We start from the raw sequence: 21,224 nt of genomic DNA, 5'->3' as shown, positions 1-21,224 counted from the left end.
AGGGCGTTTCGCCATGAAGCCGAGGTCGATCGAAAATCAGCGCGCAAACCTTGGAAGCGAAGCGAGGGCCGGGTCAGCGCGCCGCATCGGCGCCTTGGGCGCGTTGCTCGCAGCCTGCTGCTGCTGGCACGCGCTGGCGCATGCGGCGACCAGCCAAAGCAGCAATTCCCAGCCGCCCGGCGCGTCTGCGGGGCCGGCCTATGCGGCGGGCGCGCCCGAAATTCCCGTCGTGCAGCCAAAAGTCCAATCGGTGACCGACTATGTCGAAGTCACGGGCACGGCCGCGTCTACCAATGTGGTGAAGCTTATCGCGCGCGTTGAAGGCTATCTCGATCAGATTCATTTCGCCGACGGCGCGATCGTCAAGAAAGGCGAACTCCTCTTCACGATTCAACAAGCTCAGTATAAGGCGCAGCTGCAGCAGGCGCAGGCTCAGCTGCTGTCGCAGCAGGCGGCTCTCGCTTATGCAAAGATCGAGGTCGTTCGCTACACGGCGCTGTTTCACAAGAACGCCGCGACCGCCACCGAAGTCGACAAATGGGTCTATCAGCAAAAGGCGGCGGAGGCTGGCATCCTCGGCGCGCAGGGCCAGATTGAAGTCGCTCAGCTTAATCTCGATTACACGGAAGTGCGGGCGCCGTTCGACGGATTGATGGGCAAGCATCTTGTCGACCCCGGCAACGTTGTCGGCGGCCCCGGTCAGCAGACGGCGCTGGCCGAGATCAACCAGCTTGATCCGATCTATGTGACTGCAACGTTGAGCGAACAGCAGGTTCTCGATATCCGCGCCAACCTCAATCAGCGCCGGCTTACGCCCGCCGAACTCCTCAAGATCCCGGTCGAGGTCGGTCTCGAAAATGGGACCGGCTTCCCCTATCATGGCTTCATCGAATTTGTCGCGCCACAATTCGATCCGACGACTGGCACGCTGCAGGTGCGCGGCATTTTGAAAAATCCCGACCGCAGCCTGCTGCCCGGCCTGTTCGTGCGCATGCGCCTGCCGAAGGGACGTGTGGCGCAGGGGGCCTTATTGGTTCCGGCCCGGGCCATTGGGGAAGACCAGGGCGGCCTCTATCTAATGTTGGTCAATAAAAATGACGTCGTTGAGCAACGTTATGTCAAGACGGCGCAGCAGGTCGGCGATCTGCGCGTCATCACCTCCGGCCTCAATCCCGACGATCGCATCGTCGTCGGGGATCTCTGGCGGGTCTCCCCCGGCCTCAAAGTCGTCCCCAAGCTGACGAGCATCGACGCTCAGTAGGACCTTAGGCCATGATATCGAAGTTTTTCATCGAGCATCCGGTCCTCGCCAATGTGCTGGCGATCGTCATTGTGCTGATTGGCGCCGTCGCCGTCTACACGCTGCCTGTGTCCGAATATCCGAATGTCGTTCCGCCCACCGTGCAGGTCACGACGCGCTATCCGGGAGCGAGCCCTCAGACGGTGATCGACACCGTCGCTTTGCCGATAGAATTGCAGGTCAATGGCGTCGACCGCATGCTCTATATGCAGTCGACCAGCGCCGCCGACGGCACCTATGTGCTGACGGTGACCTTCGACATCGGCACCGATCCCAACATCGACCAAGTGCTGGTGCAAAACCGCGTCAACAGCGCGATGGCGTCGCTGCCTCAGGCGGTGCAATCGCAAGGCGTTACGATCCAGAAAAAGAATACCGCGATCTTGCAGATCGTGACGCTGGATTCGCCGGATGGGCGCTATGACAGCCTGTTCATGAGCAATTATGCGACGATAAACCTCGTCAATGAGTTGTCGCGGCTGCCGGGCGTCGGCAACGTCACCGTGTTTGGCGCCAGCAATTACGCCATGCGCATCTGGCTCGATCCGGAAAAGCTCTATTCTTTCGGCTTGCAGCCGAAGGACGTCATCATGGCCGTGCGCGAGCAGAGCCAGGAAGTCGCCGCCGGCCAGGTCGGCATGCCGCCGGCGCCGAAAGATCAGCAATTCCAATACACGATTGACATCCAGTCGCGGTTGAACGATCCGGCCCAGTTCGGCGAAATCATCATCAAGGACCAGACCGCGCAGGGCGGCCGCCTCGTCCGGGTGAAGGACGTCGCCCGCGTCGACCTCGGCGCGCAAACCTATTCGCAGGATTTCAAGCTCAACGCCCGGCCCGGCGCAGGCGTCGCTATTTTTCAGACGCCCGAGGCCAATTCGATCGCCGTCGCGAAAGCGGTCAAGGCGAAAATGGAGCAGCTCTCGGCGCATTTCCCGCAGGGCCTGCGATACACCATCCCCTTTGACACCACGATCTTCGTTCAGGATTCGATCTCGGAAGTCTACACGACGCTCTACCAGGCCGGCATCCTGGTCCTCATCGTGATTCTCGTCTTTTTGCAGAATTTTCGCGCGACGCTTGTGCCGGCGACGACGGTTCCCGTCACCATCATCGGCGCTTTTGCCGGCATGGCGGCGCTCGGCTTCACCGTCAACCTTTCAACGCTGTTCGGCATCGTGCTCGCGATCGGCATCGTCGTCGACGACGCCATCGTCATCGTCGAGGGCGTCTCGAAATATATCGAGCGCGGCATGTCCGGCCATGACGCCGCGATCCGGGCGATGGACGAATTATTCGGACCCATTATCGGCATCACGCTGGTCCTGATGTCGGTGTTCATTCCAGCCGCTTTCATGCCGGGGCTCACCGGCAAAATGTTCGCTCAGTTCGCGCTGGTGATCGCCGCGACGGCCCTGATCAGCGCGATCAACGCGGCGACGTTGAAGCCGACGCAATGCGCCCTCTGGCTGCGTGAATCGACGCCGCCCGACCAGCGCAATTTTTTCTATCGGGGCTTTAATTTCGTCTACCAGAAGATGGAGAACGCCTATGCGGCCCTGATCGGCCGGATGGTGAGGCGCAGCGGACTGATGGTTCTGATCGCGATAGGTCTCGCGGGTCTTGGCTTTTGGGGCATCGCCCGCCTGCCGACGGCCTTCATCCCCAATGATGATCAGGGCTATGCCATGATCGCCGTGCAATTGCCGGACGGCGCCGCCCTGGGACGAACGACAGCCGCGCTCGCTCGCGCGACGGAGATCGCGAAGGCGACCCCGGGGGTTGAGAATGTGATCGCGATTTCAGGCGAATCCGTTCTCGACAATAATGCGACGCTCGCCAATGCCGGCGTCGAATATGTCATTTTCAAATCCTACGCCGAGCGCGAAAAAGCCAAGGGTCAAGACCTCATATCAATTCTGAAGCATATTCAGGGCGAACTCAACGGCCTGCCTGACGGAAGGGGAGTTGTGCTGGTGCCCCCGCCAATTCAAGGCATTGGTCAGGCAGGCGGATTCCAGATGCAGGTGGAACTGCTCGGGGGCAGCTTCAACTATACTCAATTGGATGAGTTGACTCAGCAGATCGTCAAATCAGCCTCCGCGAATCCTTCCCTCCAGCGCGTTCTGACGACGTTCCACCCGACCGCGCCGCACGTTGGCGTCAGCATCGACCGCGATCGGGCGCAAACACTGCGCGTTTCCGTCGGCGACGTTTTTTCAACGCTGAGCACCTTTTTGGGTTCGACCTTCGTCAATCAATTCAACAAGTTCGGCCTGACCTACCAGGTCTATGCGCAGGCCGACGCGAAATTCCGTCTGCAGCCGGAGGACATTCTCAATTTCTATGTTCGCAATACCGAACAGCAGATGGTGCCGATCAGCTCCGTCGCCTATCTCAATCACGAGGTGGCTCCGCCGCTGATCACGCTCTACAATCTGTTTCCGTCGGCGACGATCGTCGGCTCGCCGGCGCAGGGCTTCAGCTCCGGCCAATCAATGGCGACGATGGAGCAAATCGCCAAAACAACCTTGTCGAAGGACGCCGGTTTTGAATGGTCCGGCATGTCCTATCAGGAGAAGCTCGTCGGCAATCAGATCGTTTTTGTCTTCGGCCTCTCGATCCTTCTCGTCTATCTCGTCCTCGCTGGACAATATGAAAGCTGGATCCTGCCGCTCGCGGTTCTTTCCGCCGTGCCTCTCGCCTTGCTGGGCCCCGTCGTCGCCTTGACCAGTCTCGGAGTCGCCAACAATCTGTATACGCAGATCGGCCTGATGCTGCTGATCGCGCTGTCGGCGAAGAACGGCATTCTGATTGTCGAGGTGGCGAGGGAAGAGCGGGTCAAGGATGGCAAGCCGATTCTCGAAGCCGCGGTGGACGCGGCGCGGTTAAGGTTCCGCCCTATTCTCATGACGTCGTTTGCCTTCATTCTCGGGGTCGTGCCGCTCGTTACAGCGACGGGGGCGGGGGCGAACGCCCGCCGCTCGCTCGGCATCAGCGTGTTCAGCGGCATGATCGCATCGACCTGCCTTGCGGTGCTCTTCGTTCCGTCTTTCTTCACTCTCCTGCAAGGGTTCGAGGAGGGCCGCAAGGCGCGCAAGGCCAAGCCGGCGGTGCAGGCGCCGACGCCGGCCGAATGAAGGCGCTTTGGAAGCGGCGTCTTTGCGGCGAAACAGCGGGCGCGCGGCTTGCCCGGGGCGTTGGAAAATGAAGCGGTTTAGCTTGGATTATTCACTGAACGGCACAAATTATGGCTATGTGTCGCTTTGATCCTGAAGGGCCTGACGGCCATGATGATCAGCCGAAGGTAAGCCATGCGTCTGACAGCGATCATCGAGACGGCCCAATCGTCTGATTACGCGGAGATTGTCGGCTTCCTGCGCGCCGCCGAGGACGAGAAACTGTTGCCGCGTCCGGCGGACGACTATCGCCGCGCCATAGAATCCGGCCTTTTCTGCGTCGCGCGCAGCGAGGGGCGGCTCGTCGCGCTCGCCGGCGCCTTTGTGCTGAGCAAGGCTGAGCCGATCTTGATCGAAATGGGGAGCTGCTATGTCGCGCCAGCATTTCGCGGGTTCGGGCTACAAAAGCTTCTGGTCCGCGCGCGCATCGCCGCCGTTATTTCTCTCATTGACCCCGCGGCGCGCATCCTCACCGCCATCACGCCGCAAAATCTAGGCTCACGCGCGTCCATCCTGAAAGCCGGCTTCGAACCGCTGACAGAGGACCACCGGCTGCTGATGGAGCTCTGCGCCTATTGTGCGGCGCGCCCGGGCGAGGCCTCCGACCGGCTGTGTTGCTGTGATTTCTTCTATATCCCGCGCAGCCGCCAGCGCAGCGAGATCGCTGCGCTTTTGGAAGGCGGTCCGGTCACGGTTTCCCGCGCGAACGGCGATTCTTTATTGGTCACAATCGACATTGACGCCTTGCGGGGACTCCGCCGCGCTGCGCTCGAAGCATTTGCTGACGCGCGAGAACGGTCGGATCATGTCGGCGCCTAGCCGGGCGAGCGCTGCAAAGACGCCGCGGGCGGGGCTTGTGCGGCTTCGGAAGCGCGTTCGGGGCAGGCGGACATGAGCGCCGAGGAAGTCAATTTCGACGGGCTGGTCGGACCGACCCACAATTTTGGCGGCCTTTCGGAAGGAAACGTCAAATCGATCGAAAATCGCGGACGCGTGTCCAATCCGCGTGCGGCGGCCCTGCAAGGTCTGGAGAAAATGCGCCTTCTGATGGCGCTCGGCATCCCGCAGGCGGTTTTGCCTCCGCATGAACGGCCAGACACTGGCGTTTTACGGCAGATGGGCTTTTCAGGCTCGGACGCCGCCGTGCTGGAAGCGGCGTGGAAGGCCGATCCGGCGCTGGTCACAAACGTTTCCTCAGCGTCTGCGATGTGGGCCGCCAATGCGGCGACTGTTTCGCCGAGCGCGGACGCCGCCGATGGACGATTGCATGTGACGCCCGCCAATCTGGCGAGCAAATTCCATCGCTCGCTCGAGAGCGCTTTCACGGCCCATGTGTTCAAGACCATTTTCCTCGATTCCGCGCGTTTTGCCGTTCATGAACCGCTGCCGAAGGGGGGCCATTTCGGCGACGAAGGAGCAGCCAATCACATGCGGCTTGCGCCGTCTCACGGACAGGCGGGCGTCGAGATCTTTGTTTTTGGGCGCTCGGCTTTCGAGGACGGCTTTCGGCCGCGCCGCTTCGCGCCGCGGCAGTCGTTTGAAGCCTCAGAGGCGGTCGCGCGGCTGCACAAGCTCGAACCCAGGCGGACGCTGTTTATCCGGCAGGCGCAAAAGGCCATAGACGCCGGCGCCTTTCATAATGATGTCGTCGCGGTCTCCAACGGGCCGGTCATGCTGGCCCATGAGTTCGCGTTCGAGACAGGCAGCGCGGCCTTTGAGGCGATCGAAAAGGCCTGCTCCTTCGAGGCGTCTGTGATCGTTGTGCGCGAAGCGGAGGTGCCGCTCGAAGAAGCCATTCGATGCTACCTCTTCAACAGCCAGCTTGCGACGCGTCCAGGCGGCTCCGGGAGCATGGTTCTGATCCTCCCGGAAGAGGTGAAGTCGTCTCCAAAAGCGCTGGCCTTCGCAGAAAGGCTCGTATCCGGCCAAACCCCTATCGACCAGCTGATTTTTGCGGACATCCGGCAAAGCATGTGGAACGGAGGAGGGCCAGCCTGCCTTCGTCTGCGCGTTGTTTTGACGCAAGCAGAGCGCGACGCCCTCAAGGGGCGCGTCCTTTTGGATGAGTGTCTCGCCGGTCGGCTCGAAGACTGGGTGCGCCGCCATTATCGCGACCGTCTGACGGGCGCCGACCTTGGAGATCCCGCTTTGATCGAGGAAGGCCGCGCGGCGCTTGATGAACTGACCGGGATTTTAGACCTCGGCCCGATCTACGCTTTTCAAAGGCGGTAAGCGCACTGAAATCGGCGCGGCCAACGCAGTCTTGCGCGCATCGTCGAAACGAGAAGCGGGCCGGGCCATCGCGCGCGGACCCAGGCTGCTTCATCAGGACTTCAGGAGAGTATGATAACTATCTCTCCTGACGCCGGAACTGCCTATTTCCAGGGCGTGATCGGAGGCACTTTTATGCCTGGCGGAGGAGCTGCGTCCACCGTGCCGAAGTCGGCGGGACCAACGATTTCCAGATATTCCATATCCGGCGAATAATCGAAGAGATAATGCGTAATGCCTGGCCGCTGATGGACGCAATCGCCCGCCTGGACAAAGGTTTCCTTATCTTCATACATGAAGCGCGCCCATCCCTTGGTCATCAGCACGATCTGGAAGTCTGCGATGTGCCGATGCCAGCCGGTGCCTTCTTCCGGCGGATTTTTGGCGCGGACGAGATGGGCGATCACCTTTCCATTGGTCGCGTCGGCGATTCCGAGATCTCGATACTCGAAGAAATCGCGTAGCCCATCCCCATGGAATTGCGTGTCGCCCTCTTTGACATGAGAAAACTTGGTCGGGGCCGGCTCCTCAGCGTCAGCAGGCTTTTTGAGATCGACAACGCTCATGATTTTATCTCCTTCATAAAGCGAATGGGATCGCAGTTTGCTTCTAAGCGCGTTCTACAAGCGAAAAACGTGACAGTTGGCTGTCGCCGTGTGACGTCCTTCGTGGCGAGGAAAACGCGCCGTGCTTCGGGTCATCGCTTTCGCGCCACGGCGGCGGATCCGCATCTTTCCGCCGAGCCCGGACGCGATTTCTTCGCGCGCGCCCGCTTCCAGGCGGGACAACCGGCCGCCGATGAGAATAGAGGCGGCAGATGAAAGTGCAACCACGGCCGTTCGCGATCGCTCCTTCGGTGCCTGTGTGCACAAAACTTAGCTCTTGCGCCCAATATGAATGCGACGGGAAATGTGACGCCGCCGATTGTCGGAGCGCCGGCCGCAACGCTGCAATCCCTCCGCTCAAAACTCGACTTCGAGCTCTTCAAGATCGTCGGGCTCCGTTTTTGCCGCCTCGATCCATTCTTCCAGTTCCGGCATCGCTCTAATCGTTTTGCAATAAGCCGCGCTCTGCGCGTCGACCTTGACGTGATAGGTCAAAAGCCTTGTCACGACGGGGGCGTACATCGCATCGGCGATGGACCGCTCTCCGAGGAGGAAGGGGCCGCCGTAAAGATCGAGATGTTCGCGCCATATCGCGGTGACGCGGTCGATATCCGCCTGCGCGCGCGCCCATACCTTAAAATTGGGGAAATCTCCTTTGAGATTCATCGGCAAGGCCGCGCGCATCGGGCCGAAGCCGGAATGCATTTCCCCGCTGATCGAACGGCAACGCGTACGTCGCTCCAAATCGGTTGGAAGTAATTGCGCTTCAGGCTTGATTTCGTGGAGATATTCCCCAATGGCGAGCGTGTCCCATATCTTCAGGCCATTGTGCGTCAAATTCGGAATGAGGAAAGAGGACGACAGGAGGAGGAGTTCCGCTCGCATGGCCGGGTCGTCCGGCGAAATGACCTTTTCGACGAAAGGCAGGCCGGAAAACCTGGTCATCAACCACCCCCGGAGCGACCACGAGGAATAGTTCTTGCTGCTGATGGTGAGAATGGCCTCGCTCAATGAACACCTCTTCAACCGTGGACGGAAACCGTGGACTTGGGTTCTCTTGCGTATCTCGAAAAGACTGCATAGCCTTGACCTTAAGGCCCGAGCATATTGCATGCCGCGCGCCGTCGATAAATTTCTCCCCGATGGTGTATATTTCTCCAGATTTGGTGCGACTCAATGATGTACGAAGCCTATGGAGCCCAGGCTAGCATCCTCGACTTTTTCCGGCCCATAGCGGCGGCGGCTGGGGCGCTCATGCGGCAGCCCATGCCATTTTTCGGGCAGCATTTTTCCGTCCGTAAATTTGCTGGCGTGCTCGAAACCTTCGCGAACCTCGCGATCACGCATTCGCGTCTTCCCTTCGATGTCACAGAAGTCTCCGACGGCGGCCGCGTTGTGCCGGTGACGGAAGAAGTGGTTGCCTCGACGCCCTTCGCATCGCTGTTGCGCTTCAGAAAGGACGTGGACGCTCCGCAACCGCGCGTTTTGATCGTCGCTCCAATGTCGGGCCATTTCGCCACTTTGCTGAAGGCGACGGTGAAGACCATGCTGGCGCATCACGACGTGTATATTACGGACTGGCACAATATCCGCGATGTGCCGCTCGCGGCCGGCGAATTCGGCTTCGACACTTACGTCGATCATGTCATCGAATTCTTGCAGGTCATGGGGCCGGGCTCCCATGTGGTTGCTGTCTGCCAGCCCTGCGTCGCGGTGCTCGCCGCGGTCTCCATCATGGCCGAGAACGGCGATGCGGCGCAGCCGCGCAGCATGACTCTCATGGCGGGGCCGATCGATACGCGCGTCAATCCGACGAAGGTCAATGAACTCGCCAAGACGAAGCCGATCGAATGGTTTGAAAAGAATCTGATCGCCGATGTGCCTGTGGCTTATAAGGGCGCGCGCCGCAAGGTTTATCCGGGCTTCATGCAGCTTGCCGCCTTCGTCAGCATGAATCCCGACCGCCATATGCAGTCTTTCAAGGATATGGCGCAGGCGCACGCCGATAATGACATGACCAAGTTTCAGTTCATAAAATCATTCTACGAGGAATATTTCGCCGTTATGGATTTGCCAGCCGAATTCTACCTGCCGACTGTACAGATGGTTTTTCAGGATCATCTGCTGCCGCTCGGCAAGCTCAGGGTGCATGACCGCGCAGTGAAGCCGGCCGCCATCCGGCGCACCGCTTTGCTCACCATAGAAGGCGAGCGTGACGATATCTGCGGCCTCGGCCAGACGCTCGCCGCGCAAGACCTTTGCACGGGTCTGCGGCAATATATGAAGTCGCATCACGTGCAGACGGGCGTTGGGCATTACGGCACATTCAGCGGCCGCCGCTGGACGAATGAAATCTATCCGAAACTGCGCGACGTCATCGAGATGACGAACAACTGAGGGGTGGACGCGCAACGCGATCCGCCTCCTCAAAGCGCTCCTGATCGGCTCAGAGGCGGGCGAGCAGCTCAGTTTTTTTGGCGGCGAACTCCTCCTCGCTGAGGATGTTCTTCTGGCGAAGATCCGCGAGGCGTTCGATCGTTGCAAATATGTCGGCGGACGCGGGCGCGGGCGGCGGCGCCTGATTGATCCGGGATTCGACCGGCGTGAAGGAAGCGCTTGGCGGCGGCGGCGCGGAAGGTTTCGCGCTTTGCTCGGGTGAAGCCACCGGCAAGTCGCTGAGGCGAACGACGCCATACTGGCTGGTGAAAGTCAGCGTCTGGTCGCCGCCTTGCTGCTGCGAAACGCCCGAGATGTTGTGATCCCCGGAATCAAAGATGGTGATGCGATCGGCTTGCTTGATCGCCAAGCGATGAGCGTTCGGAAAATAGGCGTATTGCAAATCGTTTTGGCTCCCCGATGAAGAGGCCGCGCCGAGCCCCTCGGGCCACCAGTTTCTGCCGAAGCCTTGCGCGAACAGGCTGACGCGGGCGCCGGAGACATTATAATTTTGGGATTGCCAGGAGCTGGAAGAATTCGAGGCCGAATCCTTTTCCGGGTGGACGAAGATATGCCGGTGATGCAGCACGCCGGCGAGCTCATCGCACAGCGCGGCGACGCGCTGTTTCAGGCCTTGATTAAACATATCGCCGATCATGATCATGCCGCCCTGAGACCATTGTCCCATGCCGCCGAGTTCCGGATGATTGAACTGCGCCTGCGCGCCGTTTCCGAGCGCCAGCGCGTGAAAGAGGCTCATGACCGCCTCGCTGCTGAAGCCGCCGCGGCTGGCGATGTCGTCGATGATCCGTTGGCCCTCGGGGGTCAGCCCCTGCATCTTCGCCTCTCCAATTGTCTGAGGAATTTTGACGCGCTAACGCGGCGGCAAGCCGGCGCCGGCTTGCCCGCGAAATCCTAGCACATCGCGCGTTCAAGATTACAACATCTATGTCCGGGAGCCACCTCACTCGCAGACGTTAAGGAAGTCCAGCGCTAGAGTCGGCGCACGCCGGAGCGATGACGCGGCGGTAGAGGCGCCAGGTAGCGTGCCCGAGGATTGGCGTCACGATCGCGAGGCCGACAAGAAGCATCAGAACGCCAAGGGCGAGTGCGACAGCGACGATCAATCCCCAAAGCGCCATGACCAAAGGATTGATCAGAACAGCTTTGACGGAGGTCCAGATCGCAACCGCGGCGCCGACGTCGCGGTCCAGCATGAGCGGGAAAGAGATAACGCCGATGCTGAACGCGACGACGGCGTAGATGAAGCCTATTCCGCCCCCGAGCAAGAGAAGTCTGTGGCCCATTTGCGTCGCAACGAGCGCGTGCAGAAAATGGCTGTAGGATTGCGGCGCCCAGACGCCGAATGATGACTGATACAGCGCCTGCGCCGTCGTCAGCCACAAGAGAAAAATCACCATCAAGACGAAGCCCACCGCGAGGATCGACGGCATGGCTGGTGAACGCAACACGTCGAAGGCGTCGCGCCATCCGTGCGAAAGCCCCAGTTCGCGATTGCGGCTTACCTGATAAAGTCCGATGGCGACGAAGGGCCCGATCAGCGCGTAGCCGGAAAGAATGGGGAAGAGCAGGGGAAGCGCGTTGTCGCCCGACGTCGAGGGATAAAGCAGAACGCCGATCACGAGGTAAATAAGCGCCAGAAACAAGAGATGGGACGGCATCGCGCGAAAGTCATCGAAGCCCGCAGCCAGGGCATGTCCAATATCGGCGATTCGGATCTTTCGGACGACGGGATAGACGGGGGTTTCGGCGCTCCCCGCGATGACGTGAAAATGTGTCATGGGCGTTCCCTTCGCTGCTTCATCGTCGCCTTCAACGTTTCGCGACGCGTCGAAGCAATGTCAGATTCCGGCGTTCGCCGGTCGTCGGGCTGGTCAAGAGAACGCGTTGGCGCCGCGGTTTGTTCCGGAACTATCGGGCTTCAATCAAGGGCTCGCCGTTTGAGCATAATCTGAACAATTTCAGCGTGGCCGCCGCTGCGGCTTCTTAGCGCGGAATGGAATTGACGAGGCTCGCCGTAGGGCTAATGTACCGCGCGTCGGGCGCGCGCTTGATGAGACGCTCCTGGTACGGAAACGGCCGGCGCCGCCGCCCCGAGGTGGCAAGACGGGCGCAGGCAACGTCGTCCAGCTGTCTCATGGGAGCGTTAGGCTTCGGACCATTAAGCTTTTTCGAGGCGCGTCGAGCGCGGCGGCAAGCGAGCGGTTATGACTGCGCCACATTGTGGAGGAATGGCATGTTTGACGCAAAGCAGCTTTTGGACATGCTCGCCGGCGGGCGGCTCGGTCAAGGCGGAGACGCCGCCGTGGCCAGCGTGAATGACGCGATCGAGCGCGGCAAGTCCGCGGCAAGCGACGCCGCCTCCGTCGCCATGGATGCAACGACACAGGCGGCCAACCAGACGGCTTCAACCCTTTCGAGCGTTCTCGGCCAGGCTGAAGCCCAACTTCAGGGCACGCAGGCGGCCGAATATGTCGGAAAAGCCAAAACGCTTGTCGAACAAAATCCCGTCGGCACGCTGGCGACGCTTGGCGGATTGGCGGCGCTCATGCTCGGCACGCAAGGCGGCCGGGCGGCCACGGGCGGTCTTGTCAAGCTTGGCGGGCTCGCCGCGATCGGCGGCATCGCCTACAAGGCGTTGCGCAATTATCAGGAGGGCAAGCCGCTTACGCAGGGCGTGCCCGGCCTCGAGCAATTGACCGCGGCCCCGGAAGAAACGGCTTTCGGCGCGGGGGCGCACACCCATGACACGGCTCTGCTTCTGGTGCGTACGATGGTCGCGACGGCCGCCGCCGATGGCGATGTCGACGCCGGACAGCGGGCGCAGATCGTCGGAGAATTGAAAAACGGTGGTCTCGACGCCGAGGCAGTGCAGTTTCTGGAAAATGAAATTCATCATCCGGCGAGCGCCGCTGATATCGCGGCTGCTGTCGGGTCCTCGAAGGAGCTGGCGCTTCAGACCTACGCCGCCGCCCAGCTCGTCGCCCGCAGCGCCCCCGAAAAGGCGTTCCTTCAATCCCTCGCTCAGGCCTTGGCGCTGGATCCGGCGCTGATCGCTCACATCGACGCGACCGCGACGGCCCTCGCGCCGCCTGCGAAGTAAACCACCGGCATTCGGCGCCGGGCGGTAGCCATTCCGCTTCGAAGGATGCGGAACGGGGAGCGCCCGGCAGCGTTTATGTTGGCTTATGAGATCGACTCGGAAGCAGTTGGAGACTCCTCGAATGGCTACTTCAAGCAAGGCGGCGCGCGCCGACGACACAACCATCGCGGCCCTCGGCACCCCTTCGGATTTGGGCGGGAACGCCACGGCGGCGATCGCAGCCGAAATCAACAAGCTCGCCGCAGACGCGTTCGCGCTTTACGTAAAAACAAAGAATTTCCACTGGCACATGAGCGGACCCCATTTCCGCGACTATCATCTGCTGCTTGACGAACAAGGCGCACAGATTTTTGCGACGATCGATCCATTGGCTGAGCGCTCGCGCAAGCTCGGTCAGCCGACACTGCGCTCCATCGGCGATATAGCCAAACTTTCCCGCATCAAGGACAATGACGCGGAGTTTGTGTCGCCAGCCGATATGCTTGAAGAACTAGTCAGCGATAACAAAGCCTTTACTGCTTCGCTTCGTGCAGCGCATGAAGTTGCATCAAGCCATAATGATTCCGCGACGACGAGCATTCTTGAAGTTTATCTCGACGAATCGGAACGGCGCACCTGGTTCCTTTTCGAAGCGAGCCGCGGCGCCGATCGCACCGGCCACTGACGTTTGAGACAACCCTGAAAAAAGGCCGGCCGAAACGCCGGCCTTTCTTTTATGGTTTCAAAGAAGCGTATGAGCGGAACATGCGAATCGGGATTGATCTCGGCGGCACAAAAATCGAAGTCATAGCCCTCGACGCTTCGGGCGCGGTCCTTTTGCGCCATCGCACGCCGACACCCGCCGGCGACTATGACGGGACCCTCGCCGCCATCAGGGCGCTGGTGGATCTCGTTGAGGCAAAGACAGGGCGGAGGGGAAGCGTCGGCGTCGCAACGCCCGGCGCGCTTTCCCTGAGGACGGGCCTCATCAAAAACGCAAACAGCACTGTCCTCAATGGCAGGCCGCTGGACCGCGACCTGGCGGACTGCCTCGGACGGCCGGCGCGGATCGAAAACGACGCCAATTGCTTCGCCCTGTCGGAAGCCGCTGACGGCGCGGGCGCTGGCGCCCGCACAGTCTTTGGCGTCATACTTGGAACCGGCGTTGGCGGCGGCCTTATCGTCGATGGGCGGCTTGTTTCCGGACGTCATCACATCGCGGGCGAGTGGGGCCATAACCCGCTGCCCTGGCCAACCGACACCGAACGGCCGGGACCCGCCTGTTATTGCGGCAAGTCCGGCTGTATCGAGACATTTCTGTCTGGCCCCGCCTTCACGCGGGAATTTTTGAACCATTCAGGCCGCGATCTCAGCCCGGGAGCGATCGCTGAAGCCGCCAGCGGGGGGGACGCGGCGGCGGCATCCTGCCTCGCCCTTTATCGGGACCGTCTTGCGCGCGGGCTGGCCTCTGTCGTCAACGTGATCGATCCCGATGTCATCGTCCTCGGCGGGGGGCTTTCCAACATCGCCGCGCTCTATGAGGGCTTGCCTGCTGTGATCGCGCTCTACGCATTCTCAGACGGCGTGGATACGCCGGTCCGGCGCGCCGCGCATGGCGATTCGAGCGGCGTTCGCGGCGCGGCCTGGCTCTGGCCCGCCGGTTCGGATTGACCGCGCCAGGCATTGAACGGGCGCCGAGCAGTGTATAGCGCGCCTTCACGCCGCCAATCAGGGCTGATTCTTTTGTGAGCCGAATCATAGGCGGCTGTAAATGCGCCCGTTTTGCTGATCGGTATCACGCCTTAAAAGAAAGGCTTAAAGAGCGAAATGCGATTCCGCTTAAACGCGTTCCGCGCATGGGAATGGTGGAGCCAGACGGAATCGAACCGACGACCTCTTCAATGCCATTGAAGCGCTCTCCCAACTGAGCTATGGCCCCACTTTTCAATTTCTCATGATCCGGTTGGGCCGGACCATCGGCGCGGCCTCAAACCGCGCCGCCGCCTCGAACATTTGGCGGGGAGGGCCGCTGTATAGCCGCATCCCCGGCGCCGCACAAGCCGAAAGATCACGGTTCTTCGTCATCCTCGTGGACGTCGTCGATGAGATCAACGACGTCATCGCCATCTTCTTCCTCCTCTTCGAGGAATGTGTCGTCGGCGACTTCGATTTCGACATCCTCGTCAACGACGACGGCGAGCTTCTCGGCGTCGGCGTCGGCGTCCTCGAGAGAGACGAGTTCGACGGCGCCCCCGGGCTCTTGATCGTCGTCGTCCGCCGCGGCGGCCCTATGGGCTGCGCGCGACAAAGGCGCAGCCTGAAAAATCGTGCCGCATTTTGGGCATGTAATCGGACTTTTGTTAAGATCGAAAAATCTGGTGCCACAATTCTGACATTGATGTTTATTGCCAAGTTCTGGTTTTGCCACGGACCTACCTCTTGAAGGGACAGCAGCTGTTGGGCACAGGACGCCGTCGCAACTTTTGGTCCGGTTAGTGATCGAGCGCCCGCATGTCAAATGGAAGTTGAGCTTTGGGCTTGGCTTTGATGACAAAGCGCGGCGTAGCGTGCTACCAGCCAAAACGCGATGGCAAATTGATTGGAATGCTTTTTTCCTTGTACAACGATCCAGCACAAGAGGTTTTGATGGAGGTTTCGGCGCAACGCCTGACGGCGCGTAAGGGCGGGCCGTTGCGTGGCCGGATCAAGCCGCCGGGCGACAAATCGATTTCGCACCGGGCGCTGATCCTCGGTCTTCTCAGCGTCGGCGAAACCGCCATCGAGGGGCTGCTTGAAGGCGATGACGTTCTCCATACCGCCGATGTCTGCCGCGAGCTTGGCGCCGACGTCGTGCGGACGGGAGAGGGATGCTGGCGCGTGCGCGGCTGCGGCGTCGGCTCGCTCCTCGCCCCGCGTAAAACCCTCGACTTCGGTAATTCGGGCACGGGCATGCGTCTGATGATGGGCGTCGTCGGCGGGCACGGGATCACCGCCTCTTTCGACGGCGATGCGTCGCTGCGCAAGCGGCCGATGCGGCGCATCCTCGATCCGCTGCTTCTGATGGGGGCCGAGGTTCTGAAGCAGGCCGAGGGAGGCAGGTGCCCGCTCGTGCTGAAAGGGGCGAGCGAGCCGATTCCGATCGAATACCGGACGCCGGTCGCCTCGGCCCAGATCAAATCCGCGGTCTTGCTCGCCGGCCTGAATTCGCCTGGCCTCACGGTGGTGATCGAGCCGGAGGCGAGCCGGGATCATACCGAAAGGATGCTGAAATATTTTGGCGCTGGGATCGAAGTCGAATCTTTTGGCGAAAACGGCCGGAAAATTTCGCTTGAGGGCAGGCCGGAGCTGCGCCCGGCGCCGATCGCGGTGCCGGGCGATCCATCTTCCGCGGCGTTCGTGCTGGTCGCCGCCACAATCGTTCCGGGGTCCGACGTCATTATCGAATCGATGATGATGAATCCTTTGCGCACCGGGCTGCTGACGACTTTGCTCGAAATGGGCGCCGATGTCGAAATCAATGACCGTCGCGAGGAGGGCGGCGAAGAAGTGGCCGATCTGCGCGTCAGGGCCGCCGAACTCCGCGGCGTCGACGTGCCTGCCGGCCGCGCGCCGAGCATGATCGACGAATATCCGATCCTCGCCGTCGCCGCGGCGTTCGCCCACGGCCAGACGCGGATGCGCGGCCTCAACGAATTGCGAGTGAAGGAATCCGATCGTCTGGAGGCGGTCGCGGCTGGCCTCCGCGCAGCCGGGATCGAGCCCCGGATCATCGGCGATGATCTTATCGTCGAAGGGCGCGGCGGCGACGTTCCGGGCGGCGGCCTTGTCGCGACGCATCTCGACCATCGCATCGCCATGAGCTTTCTTTGCCTCGGGCTCGCCTCTCGCCAGCCGGTCGAAATCGATGACGCCAGCATGATTGCAACGAGTTTTCCAACCTTCAGGCCCCAGATGGAGCGTCTTGGAGCGCAATTCGCATGATCATCGCGATTGATGGTCCGGCAGCCTCGGGCAAGGGCACACTGGCGCGCCGGCTCGCCGGGCATCTCAAGCTGCCTCACCTCGACACGGGCCTTCTTTATCGCGCCACCGCGCGTGCGCTCATCGAACACGGCCACGACCTCGCCGACCGCGCCGCCGCGGTCTCGGCCGCGCGCAGCCTCGCCCTGACTGATTTCGACGAAACGCTGCTGCGCGGCCGCGAGATGGCCGAGGCGGCGTCCGTCGTCGCCGCCATTCCCGAGGTGAGGGCCGCGCTCATCGATATGCAGCGCAGCTTCGCGCGCCGTCCGGGCGGGGCTGTGCTCGATGGCCGCGACATAGGCACCGTGATCTGTCCAGAAGCAGACTGTAAAATCTTCGTCACCGCAAGCGACGAAGCGAGAGCGACGCGGCGAGCGCTGGAGTTGCGGGGGCGGGGCGAAAAAGTCGACTACGCCGCCGTAGTGGAGGACATTCGCAAGCGCGACGAGCGCGACAGCAGCCGCTCCACGGCTCCCCTGAAGCCGGCAACGGACGCCGTCATGCTCGACACCACCAAGCTCGACGTCGAGGCGGCCTTCCGGGCCGCGCTGGCGATCGTCGAGACGACTCCGGAGCAACAGCTGACCAGCCAGACCATCGCCTCGACGTAATTTCTCATTGTTGCCAGCTTTCAGTCATATTACGCGATGCTTTCGCTTCTTGAATGAATCGATTTGAGCGAAGTTGTTTGGCAGTGAATTTTTTTGCAACGGGCCGTGACGCAAGGCGCCTTTGGCCACCTTGCCCGGCCGCCTCCATATTTGGCGAGCGCGGCGTTTCGGCGGCGCCAAAAATGCTCTAGGGATGACAATTCAGTTTTTAAGGGCAGTTTTGACGCATGGAGTTGACGCCCGAGCTTCTCGACCCCGACGACCGAGAGCGAAAATCGCGCGCCGCCAACGCAGGGGCCGGCCGTCCGCGCAGCGATGATTTTGCCGCCTCTGAGGCGCTGGACGCGGACTGGAAAAACCTCGAGGCCGCGCGCGCCCGCTCGCGTCCTTACGAGCTTTGCGCTCCCGATAGAACAGCGCTGAGCGACTGTGGCCCGCCAGCGGCGCCCGTCGATCTGCCCCGCGCGGATGATCCTGAAGCGCGCTCCAATCTGGTCATCGAAGAACAAGAGCGGATTTTTGAGCCGCGATTTGGCCCGACCCCACTCGAGCGCGGCTTGCTATGGCTCCTCGCCGCGTCTTTGGCGGCGCATATGTGCCTGTTCTTGTTGTTTGCCTGGTTCAGCCCGAAATCGACCGCGGCTCAGCAGGTCAAGGAAACGCCCGTCGAGGTTGTCGTTGAGAAACCTCCGGAGCCGTCCAAGGCAACGGAAAACGCCCTGGGCTCGAAGGTGGAAAACACGTCCGAGGCCAAGGCTGCCGATTCGAAAGCATCTGATTTGCAGGTGGCGCAACAAAAGGCTGCGGAGCAAAAGGCTGCCGAGGAGAAGGCTGCTGAGCAAAAGGCCGTTGAGCAGAAGGCTGCCGAACAGAAGGCTGCGGAGGAGAAGGCTGCCGAGGAGAAGGCTGCCGAACAGAAGGCTGCCGAGGAGAAGGTTGCGGAGCAAAAGGCCGCCGAGCAAAAGGCCGCCGAGGAGAAGGCTGCCGAACAGAAGGCTGCGGAGCAGAAGGTCGCCGAGGAGAAGGCTGCGGAGCAAAAGGCGGCTGAACAGAAGCGCGTCGACAAAAAGGCGTCAGCCCAGGCGAAAGGGCGATCTCCTTCCTCGACGGCTACGGGGCAGAAGACGCCTTCCGGCAAAAGCGCGACAAAGGCGGCAGCCGCCAAACCAGCGCCGGCAACGAGCGCGGTCAATCAATCCGGCGCCTCTGGCAGCCGCTTTGGGACGCAGGCAGGACTGCAGCTGCCATTCGACAACGGACCCGATATTTTCCGCGCGGTCGCCGTCCCCTTGCCGACGGAAGGCGGCGACGAGCTGCTGAGTTACAAGGAGATCGTTTTCGGTCTTCTGGAACGCGCCAAGCAATATCCGCAGAGCGCGCGCGAGCGGGGCGCGCATGGCAGCGCCGTCGTGTCTTTTACGCTCAACGACGCGGGTGACCTCACTAATGTCTCGCTGTTGCAATCAAGCGGCGAGACGGATCTCGACATCGAAAGCCTCGCCCTTGTCTCCAGGGCGGCGCCTTTTCCAAGGCCTCCATTGGGGGCGCAGCGTAGCTTCGCGGCGGAGATTACGTTTGGGCTTGAAAGGAACGATTGAGCTTGGAAGTAGGCTATCGCGTTTACGCCTCGGCCCTTGAGCGCAAAGAAAACGCTGCGATACGCCGGCTTGCGAGCCGCTGGAATCAGACAGTCTCAACGTAAATCGCCGCATTCCCGCGAAAATGCTGAAGAGCATATTTGGTCGGAGTGAGAGGATTCGAACCTCCGACCCCCTCGTCCCGAACGAGGTGCGCTACCAGGCTGCGCTACACTCCGACGTAAGGCCAACGAGAGGTTGGCCGCTTCTGGTGGAGGTCTTATAGCGGCGTCGTCCCCTGCGGGCAAGGGCCGGACGCCGTCTTAATTTGCCTTTCCCCCGACTCGTTCCTTATTGGAAAGGAAGCGCGACAAAGCGCATTTCGCCCTGTCCATTGGCGACAAGAAGCAGCGCCGATTTCTTGCCGTCGTTCTTCAGGGCAGCGATTTTTTTCGCGACGTCCAAAGGCTCTTTGACCGGCTCCTGATTGATCTCCAAAATCACTTCGCCGCTTTGGATATGCTTGTCGGCGGCCCCGGAGTCAGGATCGACGCTGGTCACGACCACGCCCGAACCAACGCTCGACTTGATCGAATATTTCTCCCGCGCGCCGTCGCTGAGGCTGGAAAACTCCATGCCCAGCGCCTTTTCGACCGTGCTGGTCGTCTTCGGTTTGTCCGCGTCGTTCTTTTGCACGGTCAATGACGCCAGTTGCTTTTCATTATCTTCAAGGCGTCCGAGCTTGATCGTCTTTGTGATCTGTTTTCCCTGCCGCAACAGGACAATTTCGACGTACTTGCCGACGGGGGCTGAAGCGACGATCTTTGGCAGATCGTGCGACTCCTTGATATCGATCCCGTCGAATTTCAAGATGACGTCGCCGGCCTCAAGTCCGGCCGCTTTAGCTGGCCCCTTTTCATCCGTGCCGGCGATGAGAGCGCCGCGAACCGAGCCAAGATTCAGCGTCTCCGCGATCGTATCGTCGACGTTTTGAATGCGCACGCCGAGCCAGCCGCGCCGGGTTTCGCCGTATTTCTCAAGCTGGTCGATGACTGGCATCACTGTCGCAGCCGGCGTCGAGAAGCCGATGCCGATCGAGCCGCCGGATGGCGAGAGAATCGCCGTATTGATGCCGATGACCTCGCCGTCCATGTTGAACAGCGGGCCGCCGGAATTGCCCTTGTTGATGGCCGCGTCGGTCTGGAAATAATTATCGTAAGGCCCTGAGTCGATATTGCGGTTGCGCGCCGAAATGATCCCAGCCGTGACGGTTCCGCCAAGGCCGAACGGATTGCCGACGGCGACCACCCAGTCGCCGACGCGCATCTTGTCGCTGTCGCCGAATTTCGCCGCTTTTAGCGGTTTGTCGGGCTTCACGCGAAGAACGGCGACATCGACTTTCTCATCCTTGCCGACGACTTCCGCTTTCAGCTTTTGTCCATCGGTGAAAATGACCGTCACTTCATTGGCGTCGGCGATGACGTGATTATTGGTGATGATGAGGCCCGACGGGTCAATGACGAATCCTGAGCCGAGCGAGTTCGACCTCCGCTCATGCGGGGTGCGCGGCGCTGGCTGGTCAGGACCGCGTTGGCCCTGCTGACGGCGGCGGAAGAATTCTTCAAAGAGATCGTCGAAGGGCGTGCCGGGCTCCATCTGTGGCCCATTGCCGGCGCGTTTTTCGTCCATCGTCTGGGTCGCGGAAATGTTGACGACGGTGTCGCTAATGTTGGCGGCGAGGTCGGCGAGTGAATCCGGCCCCTTGGCGAAAGCCGAGGGCGTTTCCAGAACCGGCAGAATGCCGCCGCCAGCGCCAAGCGAGAGCGCGCCCGCAAGAGCCAAAGCGGAACAGGCTTTGAGCGAAAGCGACCGAACCCGGGGCGCAGGAACGAAGGCGCGGCGCCGTATATTCTGGATCAATCCCATAAAAACTCTCTCCTCCAAAGGATCGCGCGGGACGGCTATCAGGCAGCTGATCAGGCGGCGGATGAGAACATTATCCCGGCGGATCGACCATTTAACGTAATGGATCGGAAACGCGTGCGGAAATCTAGCAAAACTTCGTGAACGGCGCGCGTTTGCCGGGCCGAATTGCCTCGTTCGGCAGCGTTTCAGTCGC

General features: G+C 61.0%; 17 protein-coding genes and 2 tRNA genes. 11 read left to right on the top strand and 8 right to left on the bottom strand.

Going from position 1 to position 21,224, the window contains the following annotated elements:
- The first annotated feature begins 13 nt into the window (after nucleotides 1-13).
- The 4 genes from SIN04_RS07485 (at nucleotide 14) to astB (ending at nucleotide 6,711) form a co-directional block, all read left to right on the top strand.
- Nucleotides 14-1,261 carry an efflux RND transporter periplasmic adaptor subunit gene (locus SIN04_RS07485; protein ID WP_134487960.1) on the top strand — a complete coding sequence of 416 codons (1,248 nt, stop codon included), beginning with the start codon at nucleotides 14-16 and terminating at the stop codon, nucleotides 1,259-1,261.
- Nucleotides 1,262-1,272: 11 nt separating this feature from the next.
- Nucleotides 1,273-4,440, top strand: a complete 3,168-nt coding sequence (locus SIN04_RS07480; protein WP_341264336.1) for an efflux RND transporter permease subunit — start codon at nucleotides 1,273-1,275, stop codon at nucleotides 4,438-4,440.
- 174 nt (nucleotides 4,441-4,614) lie between these two features.
- Entirely contained in the window at nucleotides 4,615-5,298 is a 684-nt protein-coding gene (locus tag SIN04_RS07475) for a GNAT family N-acetyltransferase (protein ID WP_134487956.1), read from the top strand.
- Between the two features lie 72 nt (nucleotides 5,299-5,370).
- Nucleotides 5,371-6,711 carry an N-succinylarginine dihydrolase gene (gene astB / locus SIN04_RS07470; RefSeq protein WP_341264335.1) on the top strand — a complete coding sequence of 447 codons (1,341 nt, stop codon included), beginning with the start codon at nucleotides 5,371-5,373 and terminating at the stop codon, nucleotides 6,709-6,711.
- A 143-nt stretch (nucleotides 6,712-6,854) separates the two neighbouring features.
- Here the strand turns inward: astB and SIN04_RS07465 are convergent, their stop codons facing one another.
- Both SIN04_RS07465 and SIN04_RS07460 read right to left on the bottom strand, forming a co-directional pair.
- Complete coding sequence (locus tag SIN04_RS07465; RefSeq protein ID WP_174511399.1) at nucleotides 6,855-7,316, bottom strand: cupin domain-containing protein; 462 nt, start codon at nucleotides 7,314-7,316, stop codon at nucleotides 6,855-6,857.
- Nucleotides 7,317-7,712: 396 nt separating this feature from the next.
- Nucleotides 7,713-8,366 carry a glutathione S-transferase gene (locus SIN04_RS07460; protein WP_134487954.1) on the bottom strand — a complete coding sequence of 218 codons (654 nt, stop codon included), beginning with the start codon at nucleotides 8,364-8,366 and terminating at the stop codon, nucleotides 7,713-7,715.
- Between the two features lie 165 nt (nucleotides 8,367-8,531).
- On the opposite strand from SIN04_RS07460, the gene SIN04_RS07455 reads away from it, so the two are divergent.
- Nucleotides 8,532-9,752 carry a polyhydroxyalkanoate depolymerase gene (locus tag SIN04_RS07455; RefSeq protein ID WP_197731950.1) on the top strand — a complete coding sequence of 407 codons (1,221 nt, stop codon included), beginning with the start codon at nucleotides 8,532-8,534 and terminating at the stop codon, nucleotides 9,750-9,752.
- A gap of 49 nt (nucleotides 9,753-9,801) precedes the next feature.
- On the opposite strand, the gene SIN04_RS07450 is transcribed toward SIN04_RS07455, so the two are convergent.
- A complete protein-coding gene (locus SIN04_RS07450; RefSeq protein WP_134487950.1) occupies nucleotides 9,802-10,629 on the bottom strand; it encodes an SHOCT domain-containing protein in 828 nt (275 codons plus the stop codon).
- 139 nt (nucleotides 10,630-10,768) lie between these two features.
- Nucleotides 10,769-11,593, bottom strand: coding sequence for a DUF2189 domain-containing protein (locus tag SIN04_RS07445; protein ID WP_341264334.1), 825 nt, complete (start codon nucleotides 11,591-11,593; stop codon nucleotides 10,769-10,771).
- 455 nt (nucleotides 11,594-12,048) lie between these two features.
- Between SIN04_RS07445 and SIN04_RS07440 the strand changes: the two genes are divergently transcribed.
- From SIN04_RS07440 to SIN04_RS07430, 3 genes are all read left to right on the top strand, one after another.
- A complete protein-coding gene (locus tag SIN04_RS07440) occupies nucleotides 12,049-12,915 on the top strand; it encodes a tellurite resistance TerB family protein (protein ID WP_341264333.1) in 867 nt (288 codons plus the stop codon).
- A 121-nt stretch (nucleotides 12,916-13,036) separates the two neighbouring features.
- A complete protein-coding gene (locus SIN04_RS07435) occupies nucleotides 13,037-13,579 on the top strand; it encodes a Dps family protein (protein WP_134487946.1) in 543 nt (180 codons plus the stop codon).
- An 80-nt stretch (nucleotides 13,580-13,659) separates the two neighbouring features.
- Nucleotides 13,660-14,565 carry an ROK family protein gene (locus tag SIN04_RS07430; protein ID WP_134487944.1) on the top strand — a complete coding sequence of 302 codons (906 nt, stop codon included), beginning with the start codon at nucleotides 13,660-13,662 and terminating at the stop codon, nucleotides 14,563-14,565.
- Nucleotides 14,566-14,757: 192 nt separating this feature from the next.
- Here SIN04_RS07430 and SIN04_RS07425 read toward each other — a convergent pair.
- Together SIN04_RS07425 and SIN04_RS07420 are read right to left on the bottom strand one after the other, a co-directional pair.
- Nucleotides 14,758-14,833, bottom strand: a tRNA-Ala gene (locus tag SIN04_RS07425).
- A 129-nt stretch (nucleotides 14,834-14,962) separates the two neighbouring features.
- Entirely contained in the window at nucleotides 14,963-15,322 is a 360-nt protein-coding gene (locus SIN04_RS07420) for a TIGR02300 family protein (RefSeq protein ID WP_134487942.1), read from the bottom strand.
- 218 nt (nucleotides 15,323-15,540) lie between these two features.
- Here SIN04_RS07420 and aroA point away from each other — a divergent pair, with 218 nt between their 5' ends.
- From aroA to SIN04_RS07405, 3 genes are all read left to right on the top strand, one after another.
- The gene (gene aroA / locus SIN04_RS07415) at nucleotides 15,541-16,875 is read left to right on the top strand and encodes a 3-phosphoshikimate 1-carboxyvinyltransferase (RefSeq protein ID WP_134492340.1); all 1,335 of its coding nucleotides are present in this window, start codon (nucleotides 15,541-15,543) and stop codon (nucleotides 16,873-16,875) included.
- Nucleotides 16,872-17,528 (top strand): (d)CMP kinase, encoded by a 657-nt coding sequence (cmk, locus tag SIN04_RS07410; protein ID WP_134487940.1) that lies wholly within the window; start codon nucleotides 16,872-16,874, stop codon nucleotides 17,526-17,528. The genes aroA and cmk overlap by 4 nt, the downstream gene beginning before the upstream one ends.
- Nucleotides 17,529-17,755: 227 nt before the next feature.
- Nucleotides 17,756-19,126 carry a TonB family protein gene (locus SIN04_RS07405; RefSeq protein WP_341264332.1) on the top strand — a complete coding sequence of 457 codons (1,371 nt, stop codon included), beginning with the start codon at nucleotides 17,756-17,758 and terminating at the stop codon, nucleotides 19,124-19,126.
- 141 nt (nucleotides 19,127-19,267) lie between these two features.
- On the opposite strand, the gene SIN04_RS07400 is transcribed toward SIN04_RS07405, so the two are convergent.
- Nucleotides 19,268-19,344 (bottom strand) — tRNA-Pro (locus SIN04_RS07400).
- Between the two features lie 112 nt (nucleotides 19,345-19,456).
- On the bottom strand, nucleotides 19,457-21,031 hold the full coding sequence (locus SIN04_RS07395; protein WP_134487936.1) for a Do family serine endopeptidase: 1,575 nt from the start codon (nucleotides 21,029-21,031) through the stop codon (nucleotides 19,457-19,459).
- Nucleotides 21,032-21,224 lie beyond the last annotated feature (193 nt).

This window comes from Methylocella tundrae, assembly GCF_038024855.1.
Classification (GTDB): domain Bacteria; phylum Pseudomonadota; class Alphaproteobacteria; order Rhizobiales; family Beijerinckiaceae; genus Methylocapsa; species Methylocapsa tundrae.
This window is presented reverse-complemented; position numbering and strand designations above follow the sequence as displayed.